Annotated in this window: 28 protein-coding genes; 4 read left to right on the forward strand and 24 right to left on the reverse strand. The window is 40.2% G+C overall.

What is annotated here, in order from left to right; all coding sequences use genetic code 11:
* Positions 1–433: 433 nt before the first annotated feature.
* Both perR and HCJ66_RS15525 read right to left on the reverse strand, forming a co-directional pair.
* On the reverse strand, positions 434–880 hold the full coding sequence (perR, locus tag HCJ66_RS15520; protein ID WP_036092133.1) for a peroxide-responsive transcriptional repressor PerR: 447 nt from the start codon (positions 878–880) through the stop codon (positions 434–436).
* Positions 881–977: 97 nt separating this feature from the next.
* Positions 978–1,922, reverse strand: a complete 945-nt coding sequence (locus HCJ66_RS15525; RefSeq protein WP_187133962.1) for a D-2-hydroxyacid dehydrogenase — start codon at positions 1,920–1,922, stop codon at positions 978–980.
* Between the two features lie 151 nt (positions 1,923–2,073).
* Between HCJ66_RS15525 and HCJ66_RS15530 the strand changes: the two genes are divergently transcribed.
* Positions 2,074–3,366 carry a glutamate-1-semialdehyde 2,1-aminomutase gene (locus tag HCJ66_RS15530; RefSeq protein WP_187133963.1) on the forward strand — a complete coding sequence of 431 codons (1,293 nt, stop codon included), beginning with the start codon at positions 2,074–2,076 and terminating at the stop codon, positions 3,364–3,366.
* 66 nt (positions 3,367–3,432) lie between these two features.
* A complete protein-coding gene (locus tag HCJ66_RS15535; protein ID WP_187133964.1) occupies positions 3,433–4,518 on the forward strand; it encodes an aromatic acid exporter family protein in 1,086 nt (361 codons plus the stop codon).
* A 242-nt stretch (positions 4,519–4,760) separates the two neighbouring features.
* Here HCJ66_RS15535 and ntdP read toward each other — a convergent pair whose 3' ends face one another.
* The 3 genes from ntdP to mutY form a co-directional block, all read right to left on the reverse strand.
* Positions 4,761–5,288, reverse strand: a complete 528-nt coding sequence (gene ntdP, locus HCJ66_RS15540; RefSeq protein ID WP_187133965.1) for a nucleoside tri-diphosphate phosphatase — start codon at positions 5,286–5,288, stop codon at positions 4,761–4,763.
* Between the two features lie 412 nt (positions 5,289–5,700).
* Positions 5,701–6,447, reverse strand: coding sequence for an enoyl-[acyl-carrier-protein] reductase FabL (gene fabL, locus HCJ66_RS15545; protein ID WP_187133966.1), 747 nt, complete (start codon positions 6,445–6,447; stop codon positions 5,701–5,703).
* Complete coding sequence (gene mutY / locus HCJ66_RS15550; RefSeq protein WP_187133967.1) at positions 6,444–7,523, reverse strand: A/G-specific adenine glycosylase; 1,080 nt, start codon at positions 7,521–7,523, stop codon at positions 6,444–6,446. The genes fabL and mutY overlap by 4 nt, the downstream gene beginning before the upstream one ends.
* 230 nt (positions 7,524–7,753) lie before the next feature.
* Between mutY and HCJ66_RS15555 the strand changes: the two genes are divergently transcribed.
* The gene (locus HCJ66_RS15555; protein WP_187133968.1) at positions 7,754–8,734 is read left to right on the forward strand and encodes a metal-dependent hydrolase; all 981 of its coding nucleotides are present in this window, start codon (positions 7,754–7,756) and stop codon (positions 8,732–8,734) included.
* 45 nt (positions 8,735–8,779) lie between these two features.
* Here the strand turns inward: HCJ66_RS15555 and HCJ66_RS15560 are convergent, their stop codons facing one another.
* From HCJ66_RS15560 to HCJ66_RS15580, 6 genes are all read right to left on the reverse strand, one after another.
* Complete coding sequence (locus tag HCJ66_RS15560; protein WP_181677061.1) at positions 8,780–9,007, reverse strand: YfhJ family protein; 228 nt, start codon at positions 9,005–9,007, stop codon at positions 8,780–8,782.
* Positions 9,007–9,819 (reverse strand): recombination regulator RecX, encoded by an 813-nt coding sequence (gene recX, locus HCJ66_RS15565; protein WP_181677060.1) that lies wholly within the window; start codon positions 9,817–9,819, stop codon positions 9,007–9,009. Before recX ends, HCJ66_RS15560 begins: the two co-directional genes overlap by 1 nt.
* Before the next feature lie 250 nt (positions 9,820–10,069).
* The gene (locus tag HCJ66_RS16270) at positions 10,070–10,246 is read right to left on the reverse strand and encodes a hypothetical protein (protein WP_246438741.1); all 177 of its coding nucleotides are present in this window, start codon (positions 10,244–10,246) and stop codon (positions 10,070–10,072) included.
* Positions 10,246–10,407, reverse strand: a complete 162-nt coding sequence (locus tag HCJ66_RS16275) for a hypothetical protein (RefSeq protein ID WP_246438742.1) — start codon at positions 10,405–10,407, stop codon at positions 10,246–10,248. The genes HCJ66_RS16270 and HCJ66_RS16275 overlap by 1 nt, the downstream gene beginning before the upstream one ends.
* Before the next feature lie 23 nt (positions 10,408–10,430).
* Positions 10,431–10,754, reverse strand: coding sequence for an Imm59 family immunity protein (locus HCJ66_RS15575; protein WP_187133969.1), 324 nt, complete (start codon positions 10,752–10,754; stop codon positions 10,431–10,433).
* Positions 10,755–10,776: 22 nt separating this feature from the next.
* Entirely contained in the window at positions 10,777–11,103 is a 327-nt protein-coding gene (locus tag HCJ66_RS15580; protein ID WP_036059957.1) for an Imm59 family immunity protein, read from the reverse strand.
* 290 nt (positions 11,104–11,393) lie between these two features.
* Here HCJ66_RS15580 and HCJ66_RS15585 point away from each other — a divergent pair, with 290 nt between their 5' ends.
* A complete protein-coding gene (locus HCJ66_RS15585; RefSeq protein WP_187133970.1) occupies positions 11,394–12,356 on the forward strand; it encodes an IS30 family transposase in 963 nt (320 codons plus the stop codon).
* A gap of 13 nt (positions 12,357–12,369) precedes the next feature.
* On the opposite strand, the gene HCJ66_RS15590 is transcribed toward HCJ66_RS15585, so the two are convergent.
* From HCJ66_RS15590 to HCJ66_RS15645, 13 genes are all read right to left on the reverse strand, one after another.
* Positions 12,370–12,627, reverse strand: coding sequence for an Imm59 family immunity protein (locus HCJ66_RS15590; RefSeq protein ID WP_187133971.1), 258 nt, complete (start codon positions 12,625–12,627; stop codon positions 12,370–12,372).
* A gap of 11 nt (positions 12,628–12,638) precedes the next feature.
* Positions 12,639–14,162: a glycohydrolase toxin TNT-related protein gene (locus HCJ66_RS15595; RefSeq protein WP_187133972.1), complete on the reverse strand. Its 1,524-nt coding sequence runs from the start codon at positions 14,160–14,162 to the stop codon at positions 12,639–12,641.
* Positions 14,162–14,452: a hypothetical protein gene (locus HCJ66_RS15600; protein WP_187133973.1), complete on the reverse strand. Its 291-nt coding sequence runs from the start codon at positions 14,450–14,452 to the stop codon at positions 14,162–14,164. Before HCJ66_RS15600 ends, HCJ66_RS15595 begins: the two co-directional genes overlap by 1 nt.
* Positions 14,453–14,454: 2 nt before the next feature.
* Positions 14,455–14,673, reverse strand: a complete 219-nt coding sequence (locus tag HCJ66_RS15605; RefSeq protein ID WP_187133974.1) for a hypothetical protein — start codon at positions 14,671–14,673, stop codon at positions 14,455–14,457.
* A gap of 89 nt (positions 14,674–14,762) precedes the next feature.
* On the reverse strand, positions 14,763–15,191 hold the full coding sequence (locus HCJ66_RS15610) for a hypothetical protein (protein WP_187133975.1): 429 nt from the start codon (positions 15,189–15,191) through the stop codon (positions 14,763–14,765).
* Positions 15,184–15,828 (reverse strand): Panacea domain-containing protein, encoded by a 645-nt coding sequence (locus tag HCJ66_RS15615; RefSeq protein ID WP_187133976.1) that lies wholly within the window; start codon positions 15,826–15,828, stop codon positions 15,184–15,186. The genes HCJ66_RS15610 and HCJ66_RS15615 overlap by 8 nt, the downstream gene beginning before the upstream one ends.
* 377 nt (positions 15,829–16,205) lie before the next feature.
* Positions 16,206–17,210: a GH25 family lysozyme gene (locus HCJ66_RS15620; RefSeq protein ID WP_187133977.1), complete on the reverse strand. Its 1,005-nt coding sequence runs from the start codon at positions 17,208–17,210 to the stop codon at positions 16,206–16,208.
* On the reverse strand, positions 17,211–17,507 hold the full coding sequence (locus HCJ66_RS15625; protein WP_187133978.1) for a phage holin: 297 nt from the start codon (positions 17,505–17,507) through the stop codon (positions 17,211–17,213).
* Complete coding sequence (locus HCJ66_RS15630) at positions 17,508–17,783, reverse strand: hypothetical protein (protein WP_187133979.1); 276 nt, start codon at positions 17,781–17,783, stop codon at positions 17,508–17,510.
* Positions 17,780–18,169, reverse strand: coding sequence for a hypothetical protein (locus HCJ66_RS15635; RefSeq protein ID WP_187133980.1), 390 nt, complete (start codon positions 18,167–18,169; stop codon positions 17,780–17,782). Before HCJ66_RS15635 ends, HCJ66_RS15630 begins: the two co-directional genes overlap by 4 nt.
* A gap of 15 nt (positions 18,170–18,184) precedes the next feature.
* A complete protein-coding gene (locus tag HCJ66_RS16390) occupies positions 18,185–18,316 on the reverse strand; it encodes a hypothetical protein (protein ID WP_281384441.1) in 132 nt (43 codons plus the stop codon).
* A 50-nt stretch (positions 18,317–18,366) separates the two neighbouring features.
* Positions 18,367–18,501: an XkdX family protein gene (locus HCJ66_RS15640; protein WP_187133981.1), complete on the reverse strand. Its 135-nt coding sequence runs from the start codon at positions 18,499–18,501 to the stop codon at positions 18,367–18,369.
* Between the two features lies 1 nt (position 18,502).
* Entirely contained in the window at positions 18,503–18,826 is a 324-nt protein-coding gene (locus HCJ66_RS15645; RefSeq protein ID WP_187133982.1) for a hypothetical protein, read from the reverse strand.
* Positions 18,827–18,888: the final 62 nt, after the last annotated feature.

Raw genomic sequence — 18,888 nt, forward strand, 5'->3', positions numbered from 1 at the left:
CCCTGCGATTCTTACCTAGAAACATCACTGTCTCTATTGGTTTTATCTTTGTTTCTGTTCAGTTTTCAAAGGTCATTATCGCGTTGCTATCACTTATGTTGTTTTGTTTTTTGCGACTTTTAAATCATACCATTCAAGCACTTATCTGTCAACAATTTTCTATAATTTATTTTGTGTTGTTTTTCTCTGTAAAAGTGTTGGTTAGTAGCGCCGAGAACTAATATATCAATTAATCAGGATAATGTCAACCAAGTTATGCATAATAATTTGGTTTTTTTTCGTACTATACTCTAATTCCACAAAACTGTATGCGTTAAACATTGCTGTGTAGCCATTTGTTAATTTAGATTTTTTTTGCATAAATATAATAGCTTTTATGCAAAAAAAGAAAGAAAACCACCAAATCAGATGAAGTGATGGTTTTCTGGATGTATTATATTTTTTTTGATTGGCATTCTGGACATGTTCCATAGACTTCTAATCGATGTTTGTTTACTTCATATCCTGTGACACTCGCGGCAAAATGTTCTACTTCGTCTAAACCAGGATAATGAAAATCTACTATCTTACCGCATTCATTGCAGATTGCGTGATAATGTTCGGATGTAGAAAAATCAAAACGGCTGGATGAATCGCCATATGGTAATTCTTTAATTAGTCCTGCTTCTCGGAATACGCGTAGATTATTGTAAACTGTAGCTACACTCATATTGGGGAAGTTCCCTTCAAGCGCTCTGTAAATCTCATCAGCGGTAGGGTGGGTATCGGCATTAATTAAGAATTCAAGTATAGCATGACGTTGAGGAGTTATTCTGACTCCAGTTTTTTTCAAGACATCTATTGCTTCTCGTAAATGAGAATGAGAATTAGACACCGTCATGCACTCCTTTCTCGCTTAATTTAAATAGATTGTACATATACCCTATTCTACCTAACTCAGGCTGGTTCTGTCAACATTGGAATACGCAATCGTTTCTTTAATAGCCTCTATTTAAATTAATCGTGTTTAATAATGGTTCTTCTTTTTGAAATCTTGAAACATTTTCGAGCCAGATGTCAAAGCTTCTATAGAGATACTTTGGTGAGTGGGCGGATACGTGTGGCGTGACGGTGACATTGGTAAAATTCCAGAGTGGATGATTTTTTGGTAGAGGCTCGATTGGGGTGACGTCTAAGTATAGATGCGCAATTGTTTGATTTGATGCCACATCTACGAGAACTTCTTCCGATACTGCAGAGCCTCGGCCGATATTGATGAATACAGCGCTTTTTTTCATGCCTTCAAAGTGGGCTTTTTTGTAGAATGATTTCGTGGCACTCGTTTCTGGTAAGACGGATACGATGAAATCACCTTCTGGTAGGACTGTTTGTATTTCTTCTATAGAGACTGCTCTATCAAATGGCGCAAAATTCTCCCCTGATGTGTTGATGCCGATCGTCTTCAGTTGGAAGGCTTTCGCGAATTGGGCGATTTGACTCCCTATCGCTCCTGTTCCGACGACAATGATTGTTTTTTCTGCTAGCTCACCAATTTGTGGATCGCGCTCCCAGTCATTTTTCGCTTGTTTTGACGCGAAGTTGGGAAGTCGCTTCACATGAGATAGCATGAAGCCCATCGTAAATTCTGCCATCGGGATTGCGTGGATTCCTCGGACATTGGTGACTAAAATGGATTTTTCTTGGAGTTTGGCATGAGGGAGTTCTTCAATTCCTGCGGAGAAAACCATGAGCCAGCGTAGCCTTTTTGCTTCCTCAATAATGGAATCAGTGATGTCTGAGCCGTAGGACACGATGCACTCCACCTTGTCTATACTTTGATAGGATGCTAAATTTTCTATGTATTCATATATGTGGTCGGGAAATTGTTCTTGTTGTCTTGCTTTTAGGTCATCTGGAATTGGCATTGTAAATAATATTTTCAACGGGATCACATCACTTTCTATGCGTTATATACTTTTATTCTAGACTCTTTTTGTCTCGGTTACAATGAACTTGCTTCTATTCATTGCAGTCTGGCACTATTTCAACTAAAATGGGAAGGGAAGAAAGATTAATGAAGGAGATGTATCAAAAATGAACCATTCTGAGTCGGAAAAGCTACATACAGAGGCGCTCGAGCATATTGTTGGTGGGGTTAATAGTCCATCGCGTTCTTATAAAGGAGTTGGGGGCGGGACTCCCGTGACGATGGAGCGTGCGAATGGCGCTTATTTCTGGGATGTAGATGGTAATAAGTATATCGATTATTTGGCGGCTTATGGTCCGATTATTACCGGGCATGCGCACCCTCATATTACAAAAGCAATTACACATGCTGCTGAAACCGGTGTTTTATATGGAACTCCGACGCGACATGAGGTTACTTTTGCGAAAATGTTGAAGGAAGCTATCCCCTCTTTGGAAAAAGTACGGTTTACGAATTCTGGGACGGAAGCGGTCATGACGACGATTCGTGTGGCGCGTGCGTACACTGGACGCGATAAAATCATCAAATTTGCTGGCTCGTATCATGGGCATTTTGATTTGGTACTTGTGGAAGCTGGTTCTGGACCTTCTACGCTTGGCACGCCTGATTCTGCTGGTGTCACGACGGCTACGGCAGAAGAAGTGATTACGGTCCCTTTTAATGATATTGCTACTTTTAAAGAGGCGATTCGTATCTGGGGAGATCAGGTTGCTGCGGTTTTAGTGGAACCGATTATTGGAAACTTCGGGATTGTTGGACCTGTGGATGGCTTTTTGGAAACAGTAAACGAGCTGACGCATGAGGCTGGGGCGCTTGTTATTTATGATGAGGTGATTACTGCGTTTCGATTTATGTATGGTGGCGCGCAGAACTTATTAGGTGTGACGCCTGATTTGACGGCTCTTGGAAAAATTATTGGCGGCGGTTTACCGATTGGCGCTTACGGTGGTCGTGTTGATATCATGGAAAAAGTCGCTCCGCTCGGTCCGGCGTATCAAGCTGGGACGATGGCTGGAAATCCCGCATCGATTCAATCTGGGATTGCCTGTCTGGAAGTTTTGCAGGAAGCTGGAATTTATGATCGGTTTGAAAAATTCGGTGTTCGATTGAAGAACGGGATTTTGAATGCGGCTACTAGGCACGGAATTACGGTTACGGTTAATCAGATTAAAGGCGCTCTGACGGTTTACTTTACGGATCAGGAAATTGTGACTTATGAGGATGCGCAAGTGACAAACGGCGAACAGTTCGGTCAATTTTTCAAGTTGATGGTTGAAGAAGGTATTATGTTGGCTCCTTCTAAATACGAGGCTTGGTTTATTACAACGGCTCATACGTATGAGGATATTGAGGCGACGCTCGCAGCTGTGGACCGTGTTTTTGCGAAAATGGCGCTTTGATTTTGTTTGTAAAGCAGGATTAACGGTTATAATAGGAAAAACGAATACAGAAAGGACTAACCAGCGATGAAATTCGGGGCTAGGATTATAAAAACAGGAATTGCGATTAGTTTAGCGCTTTTTATTGCCGAACTTTGTCACTCCCCTTCTCCTTCTTTAGCAGGGATTTCGGCAATTTTTGCAGTACAACCATCGATTTATCGCTCTTATTTAGAAATTTTGCAACGGGCACAAGGGAATGTGATTGGTGCGGCCATCGCGATTGGTTTTGGGCTTTATATTGGGAATGACTTCATATTGATTGGGATTGCGTCGATTCTTTGTGTGGCCCTGTTAATTCAGTTCAAACTTGAAAAAACAATCGGCCTGGCGCTCGTGACGCTCGTTATCGTGATGGATTCGCCTACAAGTGACTTTTTGATGGTTGCACTCACGCGATTTGGCACGATTATGCTTGGACTTGTGGCAGCGTTTATCGTGAACTTGATTTTCTTACCACCAAAATATGAGGTGACTTTGTTCCAGTTTATTTATAGTACAAACGACGAAATTATGCGCTGGATTAAGTTGAATTTGCGTCATGCAGCCGATTTTCCGCTCCTCAAAAAAGACATGAAGTGGATGCAAAAACAGATTACGCAAATGAGTAGTTATTATGAATTGTATCGCGAGGAACGAACGTTTTTGAGGCGAACAAACATTTCTAAATCGCGAAAAATCGCAGTTTATCGGCAAATGATTCTTTGTTCGCAAAAAGGTTATGAGTTGCTGCGAATCTTGCATCGCTATGAAAATGACTTTTTGCAGTTGCCGCCTGATAAACAGGAATTGATTCGGATGCAAATTGATTATTTGACGGATACGCACGAGCAGTTGTTACTCACGTATATTGATAAGGTTTCCGTGGATTTGAACTACGCTGAGAAGCATTTTTCGCAGGATCCGGCAGACTTAATGCGTTTGTTTTTGAATGAGATGAAGGAGATTGATAAGGAGGACGACGATGAGGGGATCGATCAATATCATTTGATGCGGATTATCGCGTGTGTCTTTGCTTATCAGGAGACTATCGATTATTTGGAGAAATTGATTCATAGCTTCAAACTGCGGCACGATGAGGAAAATAAAATTGATATTGATGTGCATGAATAACATGAAAAAAACCGAGTTGGCTACTATAGCTGGCTCGTTTTTTTGTGTGTTCAGAGTTATCGATGGATCCGAAAACACTGGTGTTTCTGCGGCGCTCATGTTTGGATATCGCGCTGCTGTGCCTAGCCATGAAAAATGCGCCTTACGCTTGATCCACAAGTTGAAATGGTTTATTGAACGACAAAACACGCAAAACAAGATTCCAGTGACGGAAGCTTGTTTTGCGTGTTTTTACTACAAATTTAGCGATATTCTTTGTACTTGTCATACCAAATGTCAATGTAATCTTTGGAAAATGGACCTTTTTTATCCAGAATCCAGTGCGATAGAACATCTACATTGTGTCTCAATATACGGTCGATAGAGTCTGGATATTTCATTTGTCGTCTATGCTGTTCGTATTCGCCTTCATCTAGTAAGTGGAAACGACCATCTGGAAATACCTTAATATCCAAATCGTAATCGATATACTTAACCGCTTCCTCGTCTGATGCAAAAGGCGTACCTAGGTTACAATAATGATAAATCCCGTCTTCTCGAATCATTGAAATCACGTTAAACCAGTATTCACTGTGGAAATAACAAATGGCAGGCTCGCGAGTTACCCACTTTCGGCCATCTGATTCTACCACTAGAGTATGATCATTTCCACCGATAATAACATTTTCCGTTGATTTCAAAACAACCGTTTTTTTCCAAGTACGATGAAGTGAGCCGTCGTGTTTGTAGCTTTTGATTTGAATTATTTCTTTCTCTTTAGGTAAGTACATCCAATATCCTACTTTCTCCATGTACTATCGATCTAACATCCTTTTCCATTATAACATGCAATTAGCTGCAAAAAAACTGAAAAGACACGAAAAGCTGAAAGAGCCCGCTTAGCCTCGACAGAAATTGTTAGGGGACGCAGTCAAAACCCTCTTTTGGTTTTTACGGAGGCCACGAAATTTCCGAGAGGCTGGCTCTTGAAGCTAGATCGCGAAATGATGATAAGTCAAAGCCCAGAGCATTCCCGTGTACATGATTGCCCTACTCTGAAATACCACAAAACTATTCTCTACCTCTGTCTCTACCATTACCAACAAGAATCGAAGCTAGCCGTTGAAGCTGGATCTGGAAGCACCAATCATGACGCAGTACATGAATCATATACTCACTTTGTTCTCACATACATTGGAGGCCCTAAACCAACAACGTCCGCCCACCATCTACAATAATCGTCTGACCACGAATCATGTCTGCTTGGTCACTCACTAAAAACGAAACAACTTTCACCAAATCATCTGCTTCTACCATACGCCCTGCTGGTGTTTTCGCTATGGCATCAGCTAATAATTCCTCTCTATTCGGAAAATGATCCAACGCCTCTGTTTCAATCAACCCACCAGAAACAGCATTCACCGAAATTCCAAGCGGTGCTAATTCCACAGCTAAATAACGTGTCAATGACTCAACAGCCGCTTTTGAAACACCAACCGTCGTATAATTCTCCAAATACCGAATCGCCCCAACCGAACTCAGACTCACAATTTTCCCACCACCTGTTTTTTGCATGCGTTTCGCGGCTTCTTGGCTCGCAAAAAGTAGCGCCTTGGCATTGATGTCCATCGTCCAATCCCAATGCGACTCGTTCAATTCCATAATCGGTCGTAAAACACCACTCGCTGCGTTGTTTACCAGAACATCCAGTCGCCCAAATGCTTCATCAATTTCTTCAAACATACCTTTTAGTTTCGCGATATCTCCAACGTTTGCACGTACAAGAATCGCTTTTTGCCCTAGTGCTTCAACTTCTTTCGCTACTTCTTCAGCTTTACTGCGACTTCTGGCAAAATTAATCGCGATATCATATCCTTGTTTTGCAAGTTCGAGCGCGATTTCCCGCCCGATTCCGCGACTGCTTCCTGTTACTAATGCTACTTTATTCATTGTATTGTTTCCCCCTTTAGAAATGCTTGCCACATTTTTTGATATGGAACTGGAAAAGCTAGGTGCTCCATTTCGGATTTTGTGACGGATTTTAATTTTAAATCTGAGGGCTGTGTGGTAATCGCTTGCGCTGCGAATACATCCACTTCCCAGACTAAATGCGAAAATATATGTTTTACGTGTGCGATTGGGTCGGCCTTCATCTCAAGCTCAACGCCGTATTTTTGTAAAAAGGCTAACTTCATCGCTTCGTGATTTTCCGTTAATTCCACGGTTGGAAATTGCCATAAATTAGCGAGCAGCCCTGTATCCGGCCGCTGTTCAACGATATATTGGTCGACTCCAACCTGGACGATGGCGCTTGATAGGAACACCTTCTTCACCTTGGTTTTCTTAATTTTGACTGGATAGGCTTCTTCTTTCCCGACCTTATGCGCTTCGCAAAATTCTTGTAACGGACAAATGAGGCACATCGGTTTTTTTGGTGTACAAACAAGCGCGCCGATTTCCATTAAACCTTGATTAAATTCGCCTGGTTTTTCTGGATCAATCAGCGGATAAAGCGCGGCTTCAAATCTCTTCCGCGTTTTTTGCTTCATAATATCATCGTCAATTTCTAAAATACGCGATATCACTCGCATAACATTACCATCAACGGCCGGCTCTGGTTTCGCATAAGCAATGCTGAGCACAGCGCCCGCAGTATATGGCCCAACACCTTTTAGGGCAAGTATCCCGTCTAAATCACTCGGTACAACGCCATCCATCTCAGTCACTACGGTTTTCATAGCCGCTTGTAAATTACGGACCCGCGAATAATAACCGAGACCTTCCCATGCTTTCAAAATACGTTCCTCCGGTGCTTCTGCAAAGTCTCTCATGGTTGGGAACCATGTCATGAATCTATCAAAATATGGCATAACTGTGTCGACTTTGGTTTGTTGCAACATAATTTCAGAAACCCAAATCCGGTAAGGCTCTGTATTTTCACGCCATGGTAAAACTCTCTTGTTCGCCTCATACCAGTCAACCAAAGCTGATCTGAAGGCGATTATTTTTTCTTCATTCCATTCCATCTTGTATTTACTCCTCGTTTTGTGCGTATATTCTCATGGTTTTCTAATGCGTGTTTCCGGGTATTCTGTAGTATAATATAAGTATGAAAAAACTTCTGATACTTGATTTTAAGCAACGTTATCATTATACAGAATCAAGATGCGATTGGACAGCCAATTGCCTTCACGGAAGTTTCAATAGGATGCAGACATTATTTTTAAGGACTGCTCTTAGAAGAGGAGGAAGTCTCTTGGACACTGGCACACATGTTGTTATGGGAATTGCACTCGGCGCTGTAGCTACGGCGATCGACCCTGCTATCGTAGGGAGTTCCGCTGCCATTGGTATTATGACAGCCACTATTATTGGATCACAAATACCGGACATTGATACTGTTCTTAAACTTAAAAATAACGCGGATTATATTCGTAACCATCGCGGAATCACGCATTCGCTTCCAGGTCTCGCAATTTGGCCGCTCTTGCTTTCTGCTATTCTTGCTTTTATTTTTCCAGCTGCACCGTTCTGGCATCTCTTGCTGTGGACCTTCGTCGCAGTCGGGCTGCATATATTTGTCGATATTTTCAACGCGTATGGAACGCAGGCGTTGAGGCCGTTTAAAGATACCTGGGTCGCTTTCGGGTTTATCAATACCTTTGATATCTTTATTTTCAGCTCTCACGTTGTAGCTATCATTATTTGGCTACTTGGAGCTCCTGCTTTGCCAACGTTCTTCACGTTATACGCAATTTTGGCACTCTATTATGTAGCGCGGTTCGTCACGCAGAAAGTCATTACCCACGCAGTCAAAAATATGATTCCTGACGCGGAGGAAATTATTGTAGCCTCTACGATTCGTTTCTTCCAATGGCGTGTTGCCGTAACGACAAAAGATCACTATTACGTCGGACGAGCTTTTAAACGTACCATTTCAATTTATGAGAAATTCGATCGTTTACCAGTTCCCGATAACGATATTATCCACGCAGCGATGAAAGACAAGAACTTGACGGCATTTGTATCCTTCTCGAAAGTGTATAATTGGCGTATTGAAGAAAAAATGGACGGTACGTATGTGACCTACACTGATTTAAGATATCGCAGTAATGGCCACTATCCATTCGTTGCGGTTGTCAAATTAGATGACGATTTGGAGATTATCTCATCTTACACCGGCTGGATTTTCAGCGACGAAAAACTACACAAAAAACTACACCCTGTAGCTAATTAATATCAAAAAGACCTTCTCGCATCAAAACGGGAAGGTCTTTTCTTGTTACCGTTCTTTTCTCTCTACTAAATGCAATGATGCGCCGTGTTGTTTTATTTGTTTGGTTACATAATCATATGTGTATTCATTCCCACGGTAGGGGTAGCCAGCCTTCGCATAACTTGCTTCAAAATCAGTCCAAAGCATTTCGACCCACCATAAAGCTTCGTCTTCGGTAAAGTTTGGATTTATCGCTAGTAGTTCTAGCTTTAATTTCTCAAAATATGTTTGCATTAATCTTGCTCCTCTTCAAAATCTAATTCGTGTTCACGCATGTAGTCTTGAATAGTATCATAAGAAAATCCTTTTTGCAACAGGGATGTGATTGTTTTTTGGCGACATTTGGCTGGACCTAAGCGTCGATTTCGTTGTAGCAGCTTATTTAATTGTTCCCCTAACACATCTTGTTCTTGCTCTTCTGAAAAATCTTCTAGTGCAATGGCGCTGGCTTCTTTCGCAAGATCCGTTGTGTAGCCTTTTTGGATAAGTTCGGTGATTAGTTTTTGTTGTAGTTGTCGTTTTGCCGATTTACGGCTACGATTGACGATTTTGGCTGCTAATTTGACGGCATTTTCTAATTGGGTATCGTCTTTAAAATCGACTAGTGCTTCTTCAATATACTCGCGAGTAATACCTTTAGTTACGAGTTCGCGTTCGATTTGACGAGGGCCTTTTGAGGTTGTGTTTACTTGGGTTCGAACGTATAGATGCGCGAACTCCAAATCATTGATGTATTTCATTTCCGCCAAACGCTTGATGACTAGACTTATTTCATCCGGCTCCATCTCCGCTTTTGTCAGGTGTGTACGGATTTCCTTTTCGGAGCGCACACGATGGGCTAGATATTGGATCGCTTTATTTAAACCACGGCGAATCGCGTCTTCTTCTTGAATTTCGGCCAGTTCTTCGTCAGTTAGTTCGCGATCTTTAAAAAGTTGGTACTTAGTTAGAACGACCTCGTCTACACTGAACAAATATTTTCCGGCAACAAAGATGTTATACCGCTCTTTATTTTTTTGTTGCTGCGAAATGGATGTTATTTTCATCGTTATCGCCTCCTCTTCTCTCCTCTATCATACGCAAAAAATCGTTTTAAAGCTATCTTAAAGAACTTGTTTGACTACACCATAACTATATAGGCTCAATTATTGGTATAGCTAGGTTTGGACAAATTTATAATTATGCAACTATGACTACATTTGACTATGAAAACAAATTATTAGGGGCGGACTAGGGGCAAAGATGGATTATATGAAAAACACCGATCGCGTTCTGATCGGTGTTTTTTTGCGCCCTTCACTCCAAGGCTTTTCTAGCCAATGGCATTAAGTCTTTAAGTTCATCTTCTGTAAATAATTCTTGGTTTGAGGGAATTCTAATGAGTAGCTCTGGGAATGTTTTCATTAACTCTCTGTCTTTATTTTGTGTCTCTTCTTTTACGTTTGGCCATTGTCCTGTCTCGGCGTAAATCATCACTTCATAGCATCTTGTGGCGACTTAAAGGCCCTATCGGCGTTTTCCTTTGAAATTGTATAAAACACCGGTTGATCATATGGGCCTTGAGGCCAAGATATTTGATATTCGCCTTCTTTTTCAACAACAGCAAAGCCATTACCACGATGAATTTTTCCCAACTGTCCACACCCCAGCTATAAATTTATTTATCCCATAACGGGCAGGGATATTCAGGAGGTTCATTACTTTGTATATGTTCACGATTACTTAAAACTGTGAGCAGTATTTTATACATAAATTCTTTATATGCTTTCCAAAAATCTTCGAATCCACTCTTTCCAGAAACTGATGCACGTTCGCCAGTCATATAAACTTCAAATTTTCCATTCGTATACTCCATTCTAACCTGATATTCATCACGATGATTTTCTTCCCCGGCAAAAAGTGAATACCTTAATACTGAATATCCCAGTAAGTTAAGGTCACGCTGAATCACTTCTTTATATTCTTCAATTTTTGATTCCACTTCATTATCCCCTTCAAAAGACCTAATTATCCCATAATGGACAAGAATATTCTGGTGGCTCTCCATCTCTTACCCTTTTCCTATTTGAAAGGATAGTATCCTGCATTATACTTAGGAACTGATGGAATGCATCAAAAATATCTTCAAACTGGTATTTCCCCATTACACCAGCTCTATCAGCTGTCATATAAACTTCAAAGGTTCCTCCAATTTTTTCAATTCTAATTTGATACTCTTGTCTGTTGTTTTCTGGCCCCTCAAAAATGGAATACCTTAAGTCTCCATAGCCCAATATTTGAATATCATCCTCTAAAATATTTTTATACTCTTCAATTGAATCACTGTTCATTTTACTACCTCCTTTAAAAGTCCTAATTTTTCATACCAGTCGACTACAGTTCCTAGTTGAATTTGAATCCCAACAACTGCACCAAAAACTTCCGCCACTTTTTTTCACGATACTTAGAAGCCCTGAAAATAATTGCTCCAATATATTCTCACTTAGTCCTTGATTATACAATTTCATTAGCTTCTAAAATATTAATAAATTGAATTGTATAATTAAGCGAGACACAAAAAGAGACATGCTATGATACACTCAATGAAACCGACAAAAGTCCACAAAGGAGTGTATCGAACATGTCTTATCATCATCTTACCAGAAATGAACTTATTTTTATAGAGGAATACAACAACAGCGGATTTTCCGCCCGTCATATTGCTCAAAAATTAGGGCGTAGTAAGGAATGTATTTATCGCATTCTTCGGCAGTTACAGGCTGGTCTTTCCGCTCCGGCTATTTTCTTACAGTACCAACGCAACAAGAAAAAATGTGGCCGTAAGCCTATTTCACTCGATTCAGAAACGAAAGCACTTGTGAAGGAGCGTATTGGACTTGGTTGGACACCGGATACCATTGCTAGCCCCAAGCCTACGGCTAATACCAAACCCTTTCCGTGTTCGATGAAAACCTTGTATCGCATGTTTTCCGAAGGCATATTTGACAAAAAACAGTTGCCTATGAAAGGGAAACGCAAACCAAATGGGCATCAGGAGAAGCGTGGAAAAGAGGCCTTCAAACGTCGGTTAGAAGACAGAGCTGTTGCTTTTCCTGGTTTCGACGCAGAGTTTGGGCACCTTGAAGGCGATACGATTGTCGGAAAAGATCATAAAAGTGCGTTGATCACACTGGTGGAACGGACATCTAAAGCAATCATTGTGTTAAAAGTCGTTAGTCGTAAAGCTGTCTCCATCGAAGAGGCCTTGCATCAATGGTTGTCTGGCTTCCCTTCCCATTTTTTTAAATCCATCACCTTTGACAATGGAAAGGAATTCTCTCGATGGAAACAGACGGCCAATCGACATGACATGGACATCTTCTTTGCAGATGCAGGGAAACCTTGTCAACGCCCACTCAATGAGAATTCCAACGGGATTCTTCGAAGAAACGGTTTACCCAAACAAATGGATTTTAACACGATTTCTCAACAGGAAGTCAACGAGATTACTGCGGCTCGAAATAATTTGCCTAGAAAATCGCTGGACTATTTGACGCCCATTGCGTGTTTTCTGCAGCATGCCGATGTGTCTCGCTTAATTTGACAAATAAGATAATTTAAAAACCATTTGGGTATTTTTTTTTCAACCTATTTAATGACTCTACCCTTGAAATAAAATTGGTTAAAGCATCTGCTTCGGAAGTGAATACTTTAATCCCAGAAGGTGTCCCACGCTCTGATGTGGCATAAACCTCATATCCATTCCCATTCTCAGTGATACCAACATAATTTGGCTCATACATAGATTCGTTAAACCAAATATAATTTGATAACTTATTCTCTTCTAAAATCCTTTTAGCTTCTTCACGTGTCATGCTAATGCCTCCTATAATATCTTTAATAAATTTAATCCCTCTAGCATGCTTGCAGGTAGCGGTAATTGATACTGTACACCTCCACCACCTACGCCAAAGCCTTTGGCAATACCACCTTTTTGAATAGCCAACTCTTCAAAAGTCAACCCCCATGTATTCATGTAATCATCAATATCATTCTTCAATTCAATATTAAGGCATTCATCATAATATTTTTTGATATTCTTAAAGTTACCTGTTATTTTATATTGATGGTACTTAGACATATCTTCAATGTATGGTAACGATCTCTTATCATACGAAAACGGACGTCCCTTCTTATCAAGAGGTGATGTAAATCTGCCCTCTACTGGTCCGTATCTATCAATAATTTCTCCTACTTTGGGTATATACGCTTCTTTAATCGGATTACCTAATGCATCTAGCTTGAAACCATCTTTTGGTACTTGCGCCCAATCAATTCTCCCCTCAAGTGTTAATACTCCTGAATTTTTCGGTATTTGCACACCGTCTGGCCATTTCCCTGTCTTTAGATATACTTGCGCAGCATCTTTATTTATGCCATTTAAGTATTTAAATAGTTCATCTGGTGAACAAGTTGTTTGTTTCAATAGCCCCTCTGTTGATGTTACCACTTTATTTACGCCTGACAATTTACTTATATCTGATATACCTTTTGTGATTCCAATGGTACCTGCAAACAAAATGGACGTTTTTGTCAGACCATATGCATCGCCGCTCTTATAAGGTTCCAAATAACTCTCCACTACACTTCCCCAAAGCATATTTAACGTCCCAGACGAATCACTTTTTAAATTTACGAATAAACTTGCCAGCCCTTCTAATTGCTTTTCTGGATGTTTCAAACTATCAATGGCACCTAGTCCGAAACCAATAACAGTGTCTCGGGTGGACGCGGCAACTTCTCGTACTTTATTCCGATCATATTGGCGATAATCTTTCTCAATTTGTGTCGCATGTACTTGATCCATTTCCATCAGTCGTCGCATATCTTGGCTAATTCGACGCATGGATTCGCCTTCGTTTTGCTGTAATTGGTTGAGTTTCCGGCGTATATAATCATCCATGTCCTCTAACAGCTCTTGATTGTGACGCATCACCCACAACTCGTCTGGGTCATCGGGAATCTGCTCAATCGTTGGCAGTGGCACTCGAAATATCTCATTTTTAGCATTCTCTAGTTGCTCGGCTTCCTGCTCGGCCAGTTTTTGAAGGCCTCGCGCATCGATGAGCATGTCTTGCTTGCGATAAACCGGACTATCAATCGATTTGAGATCCGCCACATAGTTTTCCAAATACTTAAAAAGCCGTGTCACTGTCCCTTGTTGGCGAGAAATGTCGTCTCGATGCGCACCAAATTCCATTGTCAACGCTTCGGCTAATTTCCCTTGTTGTTGAGCGATGGCATTTTGTACGTTGACTAACACACGGTCTAACGTTTCTAAGCTGGCTTTCATTTTATGGAGCGATGTCAATACATCTTCCAATTCCTCTATATTAATTTTAAAATCCATTAGCCCTCGCCTCCTAGCTTTGCATCCGTTTCGATAAATGCATGTACCGCCAGTTGGCTATCAACAAAAGATTGGTTTAATTTCGTAAATTGATCCGCTTTTATTTCTGTCACTAATCCCTCTTTTACCTCAATATAACGTGTCATAAAATCAGGGGAAACTTGCTTATTTAATTTATCCATGGTGTGTTGAATCTTTGTTGCCTCGGCTTTAAAATCTGCTACAGCAAGCTCCCCCATTTTTAATTGTTTCAAAACCCACGCTGTGTCTATATCTATTTGTGTTGGCATGTTTATATCTCCTCCCGTAACGCTTGTTCTGCCTGCTCGCAGTAGGAGATCATACTTTTAACTTCTGCTTCGATGTGGTTCCAATTATGTAACGCATTCTCCTCAGCGACATGGTTTTCATCTTGGCATTTCTGCCTTCTTCTTCGAACACCTTCCAGCATACTGTCTAAGCTATGTTTCCTCACAGATACGGCATGCCTAGCTTGTGAATAATGTGGCATAGAGCACATCCTCTCATGTTAGTATCTTCCACCGCTTATTATAACAAATAAAGACAAAATAAAAAAGCCCTCGAAATTAATCGGGGGCTTTAAATTATGCTCATTTTTTTTAATCTATGATTTAATTTTAACAATTGAACCTCATCCACCGGTACTTCCGAGAAATCTGGATGATTAATTTTATGTACCACATCTTGAAAAAGTTCTTCGCAAACATCTCTTCTTCTATTAGTTAACATTTTTTTGTCAACTTTGATCCCTTTGAAACAAAATGAAAAATCGCAAGCAATTAAGGTTCCATATTTAAATGGATTGCGACTCAAATCAGGAGCCTCCTCCACATATTTAAAAGGAGGCATACTTTCAACCATTAATAGAGGCTTTTTGGTCTGACAAGATAAAAAAGATTTATTAGCTCCTTTTTCAATACATAAATACATATGCGCTTGAATGGCTAAATCAGAACTTATATCAGGAAAAGGAACCCTCATAGTTATTACATCTTTTTGTTCAATCAACTAACAACTCCCCCTTTTCCCCAATGCTTACAAAAACAGGATTTACCAATCCCTCGACTTGAGCTAATTTCTCGAGCGTATCTTTATGAACCTCACTAATATCAGCAAAATCATCTGTGCTAAAAATAAATTTTTTGTTGCCAATGGATATAACTTCTGAATTATCTATTTCAGCTTCATCGTAAATATCCAACAGTTGTAGTAAGAATTTCTTGTCCGAAGGAGTAATATCTTGTGCAAGTTCTACTTGTTTTTCTCCAGATAAAATTTGATGGCTTTTATCTTTCCAAACATCTAGATTATGTGTCAGTTCTGATAGTTCTTCTTCTACCATAATTTTTACCAAAAAACCTGATTTTTTAGCTATTTCTAGTTCAATGTCATTAGTGTTACTCCCATCTACAGCCTCGACGAAATCGTCTTTCCTATATGTGTAATCAGCATAAACTTCACTGAATACAGGTCCTTTTTCATACCCTTTAAGCTTATAGAAAGATCCTTCTTTATCTAGCGCTTTAGAAAAAGCTTCGTAAAAAAACAAATATTTTTGGAGTTTCAACGAGGAATAGAACTCTTCTGGATTCTCTTCTTTTAACCAGCGAGCGATAGAAAGACGTTTATTTGATGTGTAAATCATCTACCGAACCTCCTTTGTATTTTCATTATTCTTAATTTAACTTACATACTTGGTTCTAATTTTGAGCCATAAAATAAATTTGGTTCAAAAATCAGACCATATTCTATAATTAATATAATAACATACTTTAAAAAATTATTTTTTTACTTCAGCTAAATATTTTTTCATTAAAGATAAATAATTAGCTTTTCCGTTCGCTAGACGTTTTTATTTTTCGCTGGTCACCTTTACCCTATTTCTAAAAAATAATTTATTCTCTGGCCTTTTGGACACCTTCAGTCACCATTTAAATCTTCTGCATTATATTACAATTGTGTTACAAATTCAATTTCCTTGAACATTATGTACCAAAAGCCCCCATGTCGAGGGCTTTTATTCTATTTCTTCTTCAAATGCTTCCCATCGTTCGGCAAATAACCAATTTTACCTGACTTCGAACATTTCAACCAGCCCGCGACTACGGCAACTACATTAATTTCCTCGCCTTTTTTCATGCGAAAAGAAGCCTTACCACCCCAACGCGGGTCTGCTCGTGTGAGTACATTTTTAACCGCTTCATAACGTTTATTAGGGTTCTTTGTATACCAATATGGCTCGATAGCACCTGAATAGAAATAGGTTTTTCCTTGAAATTCAACTTGCACAAAGCCGTTGTCCATTACGTCATAATTAAGAATAGCCGCGTACCCTTCATGGATCGTTTTTGTTGACTTCGCATTCCAATCACCTCGTGGCAACAAGTACAAATCATGCTTGGCAAATACCGTTTTTTTGTTGGACCCGAAAAAGTAATCGATTTTCTTACTTCCGCGCAGATCCGATAAATCAACAGGGTGATTACTGCCTGCAAGCCCCACGCTCGTATATTGCCACAAATCACACGCAACCGCAGGCGCGTAATTCGTTTGCTTCGCCCCGTTGTTGCTGCCGTAACGCGGAATCCACAAGAAATCAGCCTTAACGGTCTCGAGCTTGTATTTGCCAACATATTGATGCTCATAATAAAACCCCGTTTTCTTCCCCGCTGCTTTTAATACATCAATAAACGCTTGTGATGCGGCGGCTAAATTTTTAGTCCCGCAAGCCGCAATCGTTTCTTTCTCGACATCAAGCGCCCAGAATTTTGCTTCGCTATCTCCTCGTTTCAGGAAGTTTTGTGCTTCTATCTTTGCATCGGCTACCGATACGAACATCCCGAACGCATATAAGCCGAACGGGATTTTATATTGCTTTGCCTTCGCGATAAAGTTCTTATATTCGCGATCGATGACATTCGTGCCGAATTGAACGCGGATGATGATACCGTCAACCTCTTTCGCGAGCTTCGGCCAGTCAAATTGTGCAGGGGTTTGGTGATGTGATACGTCGATAATTTTAGCCATTTACTTCACCTTCCTAGCTTGATTTTGAGCGTCTAGCTTCTCTGTATCAAGGCGTGGCTTCTCGTAATCAAGCGCCTGTGTGCTGTCTGGACTACCTGCTGTTGTTGGATCAATGACAAGTCCCCACACCGCGAATACACCGGTGACAACAGTAATCACACGTTGTAATAGCTCGTTATAGTCCCATGTAACGCCGAACACATACAGTACGGCTTGCCCCACAAAAAAGATAGCCGCAATCATCGCAACTACCCATGTTTTATTTTTAAATCGTACCTTCCAATTAATCTTTTTCATTTAAACCACTCCACTCTTTTTTAATTTTCCGTTCTCTGATTTCAAATGTCTATTTTCCTTCTGCAACGTTCTAACCTCTGTCCGAAGCGCTTCAATTTCTTCCTTTAGCTCACCTAACTGTTTTTCGTAGCGCTCTAGTATCACCTCCATTTTATCGATATACATTGCCTCTACCTGTGACTCTGACGACTTATTAGTACTCTTTAACGTGTACATACCGCCTATTACGGCAACAATAACGGTGACAACTGCGCCTATAATTCCTGCTGTATTCATCTATAGTCACCGACTTTCATTTCATAATAAATAATCAGTATCATTCCCAACATAAATATCCACACGGGGTAATAAAACCCATAAAATTCACGAATGAAAAAGGATATAAAATAAAACGCCCAGATTGCAAACATGGCTACAACGGATATACGCCTCCACTCCCGATTCCCATCCAAACATGCGATGCCGTAGGCAACAGCAATCGCAACAAATATTACCCCAGCCACATTACTATCTAAATAATTGATGAATGAAAATTGTAGATGATGCATGCGTAAAAAATGGTCGTGAATAATGATGTACATACCAAATAGCACGGTTTCAAATATGATGATACCAGGCAGAATGAGTCTTTTCCGCATGACAATATCTTTTAACTTGTCCATCCCCCTCACACCTTTCTAGCCAACAAATCGTGTCAGCGCGTCATATATCACATGGAATATACGACGCGCAACAGATACATTCGACTTTGTTACGCCCATGATATTGACTTCAATCACAAGGCTCTGATATTTAAATAACATTCGCAACTTAGATAACCTCCTTCTTTTTCTTCTCTAAGCTGCATAAAAAAGAAGCCTTACACGGCTTCTCCCAAAATCTCGTTTGCTTCCTCTTGCGTGATCTTACTCAATTCTACAAATCGTTGCACCTGATCCTTTGTATAAAATCCACCCTCATAGTACCGTTTGATTAGTTTATACCAGTCCAACATCTTAAATCACCCCCGCTTCTGCTAAAGACATCATGACATCCGCGTTGGCTTGCTGATTGTCATCAATCGCACTTTGCATCGTGGAAATATCCCCTTCTAGTTCTGCGATATTCATCATAAGTTGCGCGTTCGTCTGCTGCAATTCTGTCATTTCTTGCTTTGGGTCAGGTGGCGTAATCATTTCAGGTGGTTGATAATCAGGATTTAATACAAATGCATCTTCTACTAGTACATATTTTTCTGGTTCAAAATCGCTAGGAATCTCTATATCCACATCTACGGTGGGAGCATCCGTGAAGCCACCGCCTACTTGAACCAATTTCATAAGTCGCTTTTTATTCGAAATTAGACGAATCCAATTTTATGATTTTTCATTTTTAAACGTTC

The sequence above is a fragment of the Paenilisteria portnoyi genome (assembly GCF_014322795.1).
GTDB lineage: Bacteria > Bacillota > Bacilli > Lactobacillales > Listeriaceae > Listeria_A > Listeria_A portnoyi.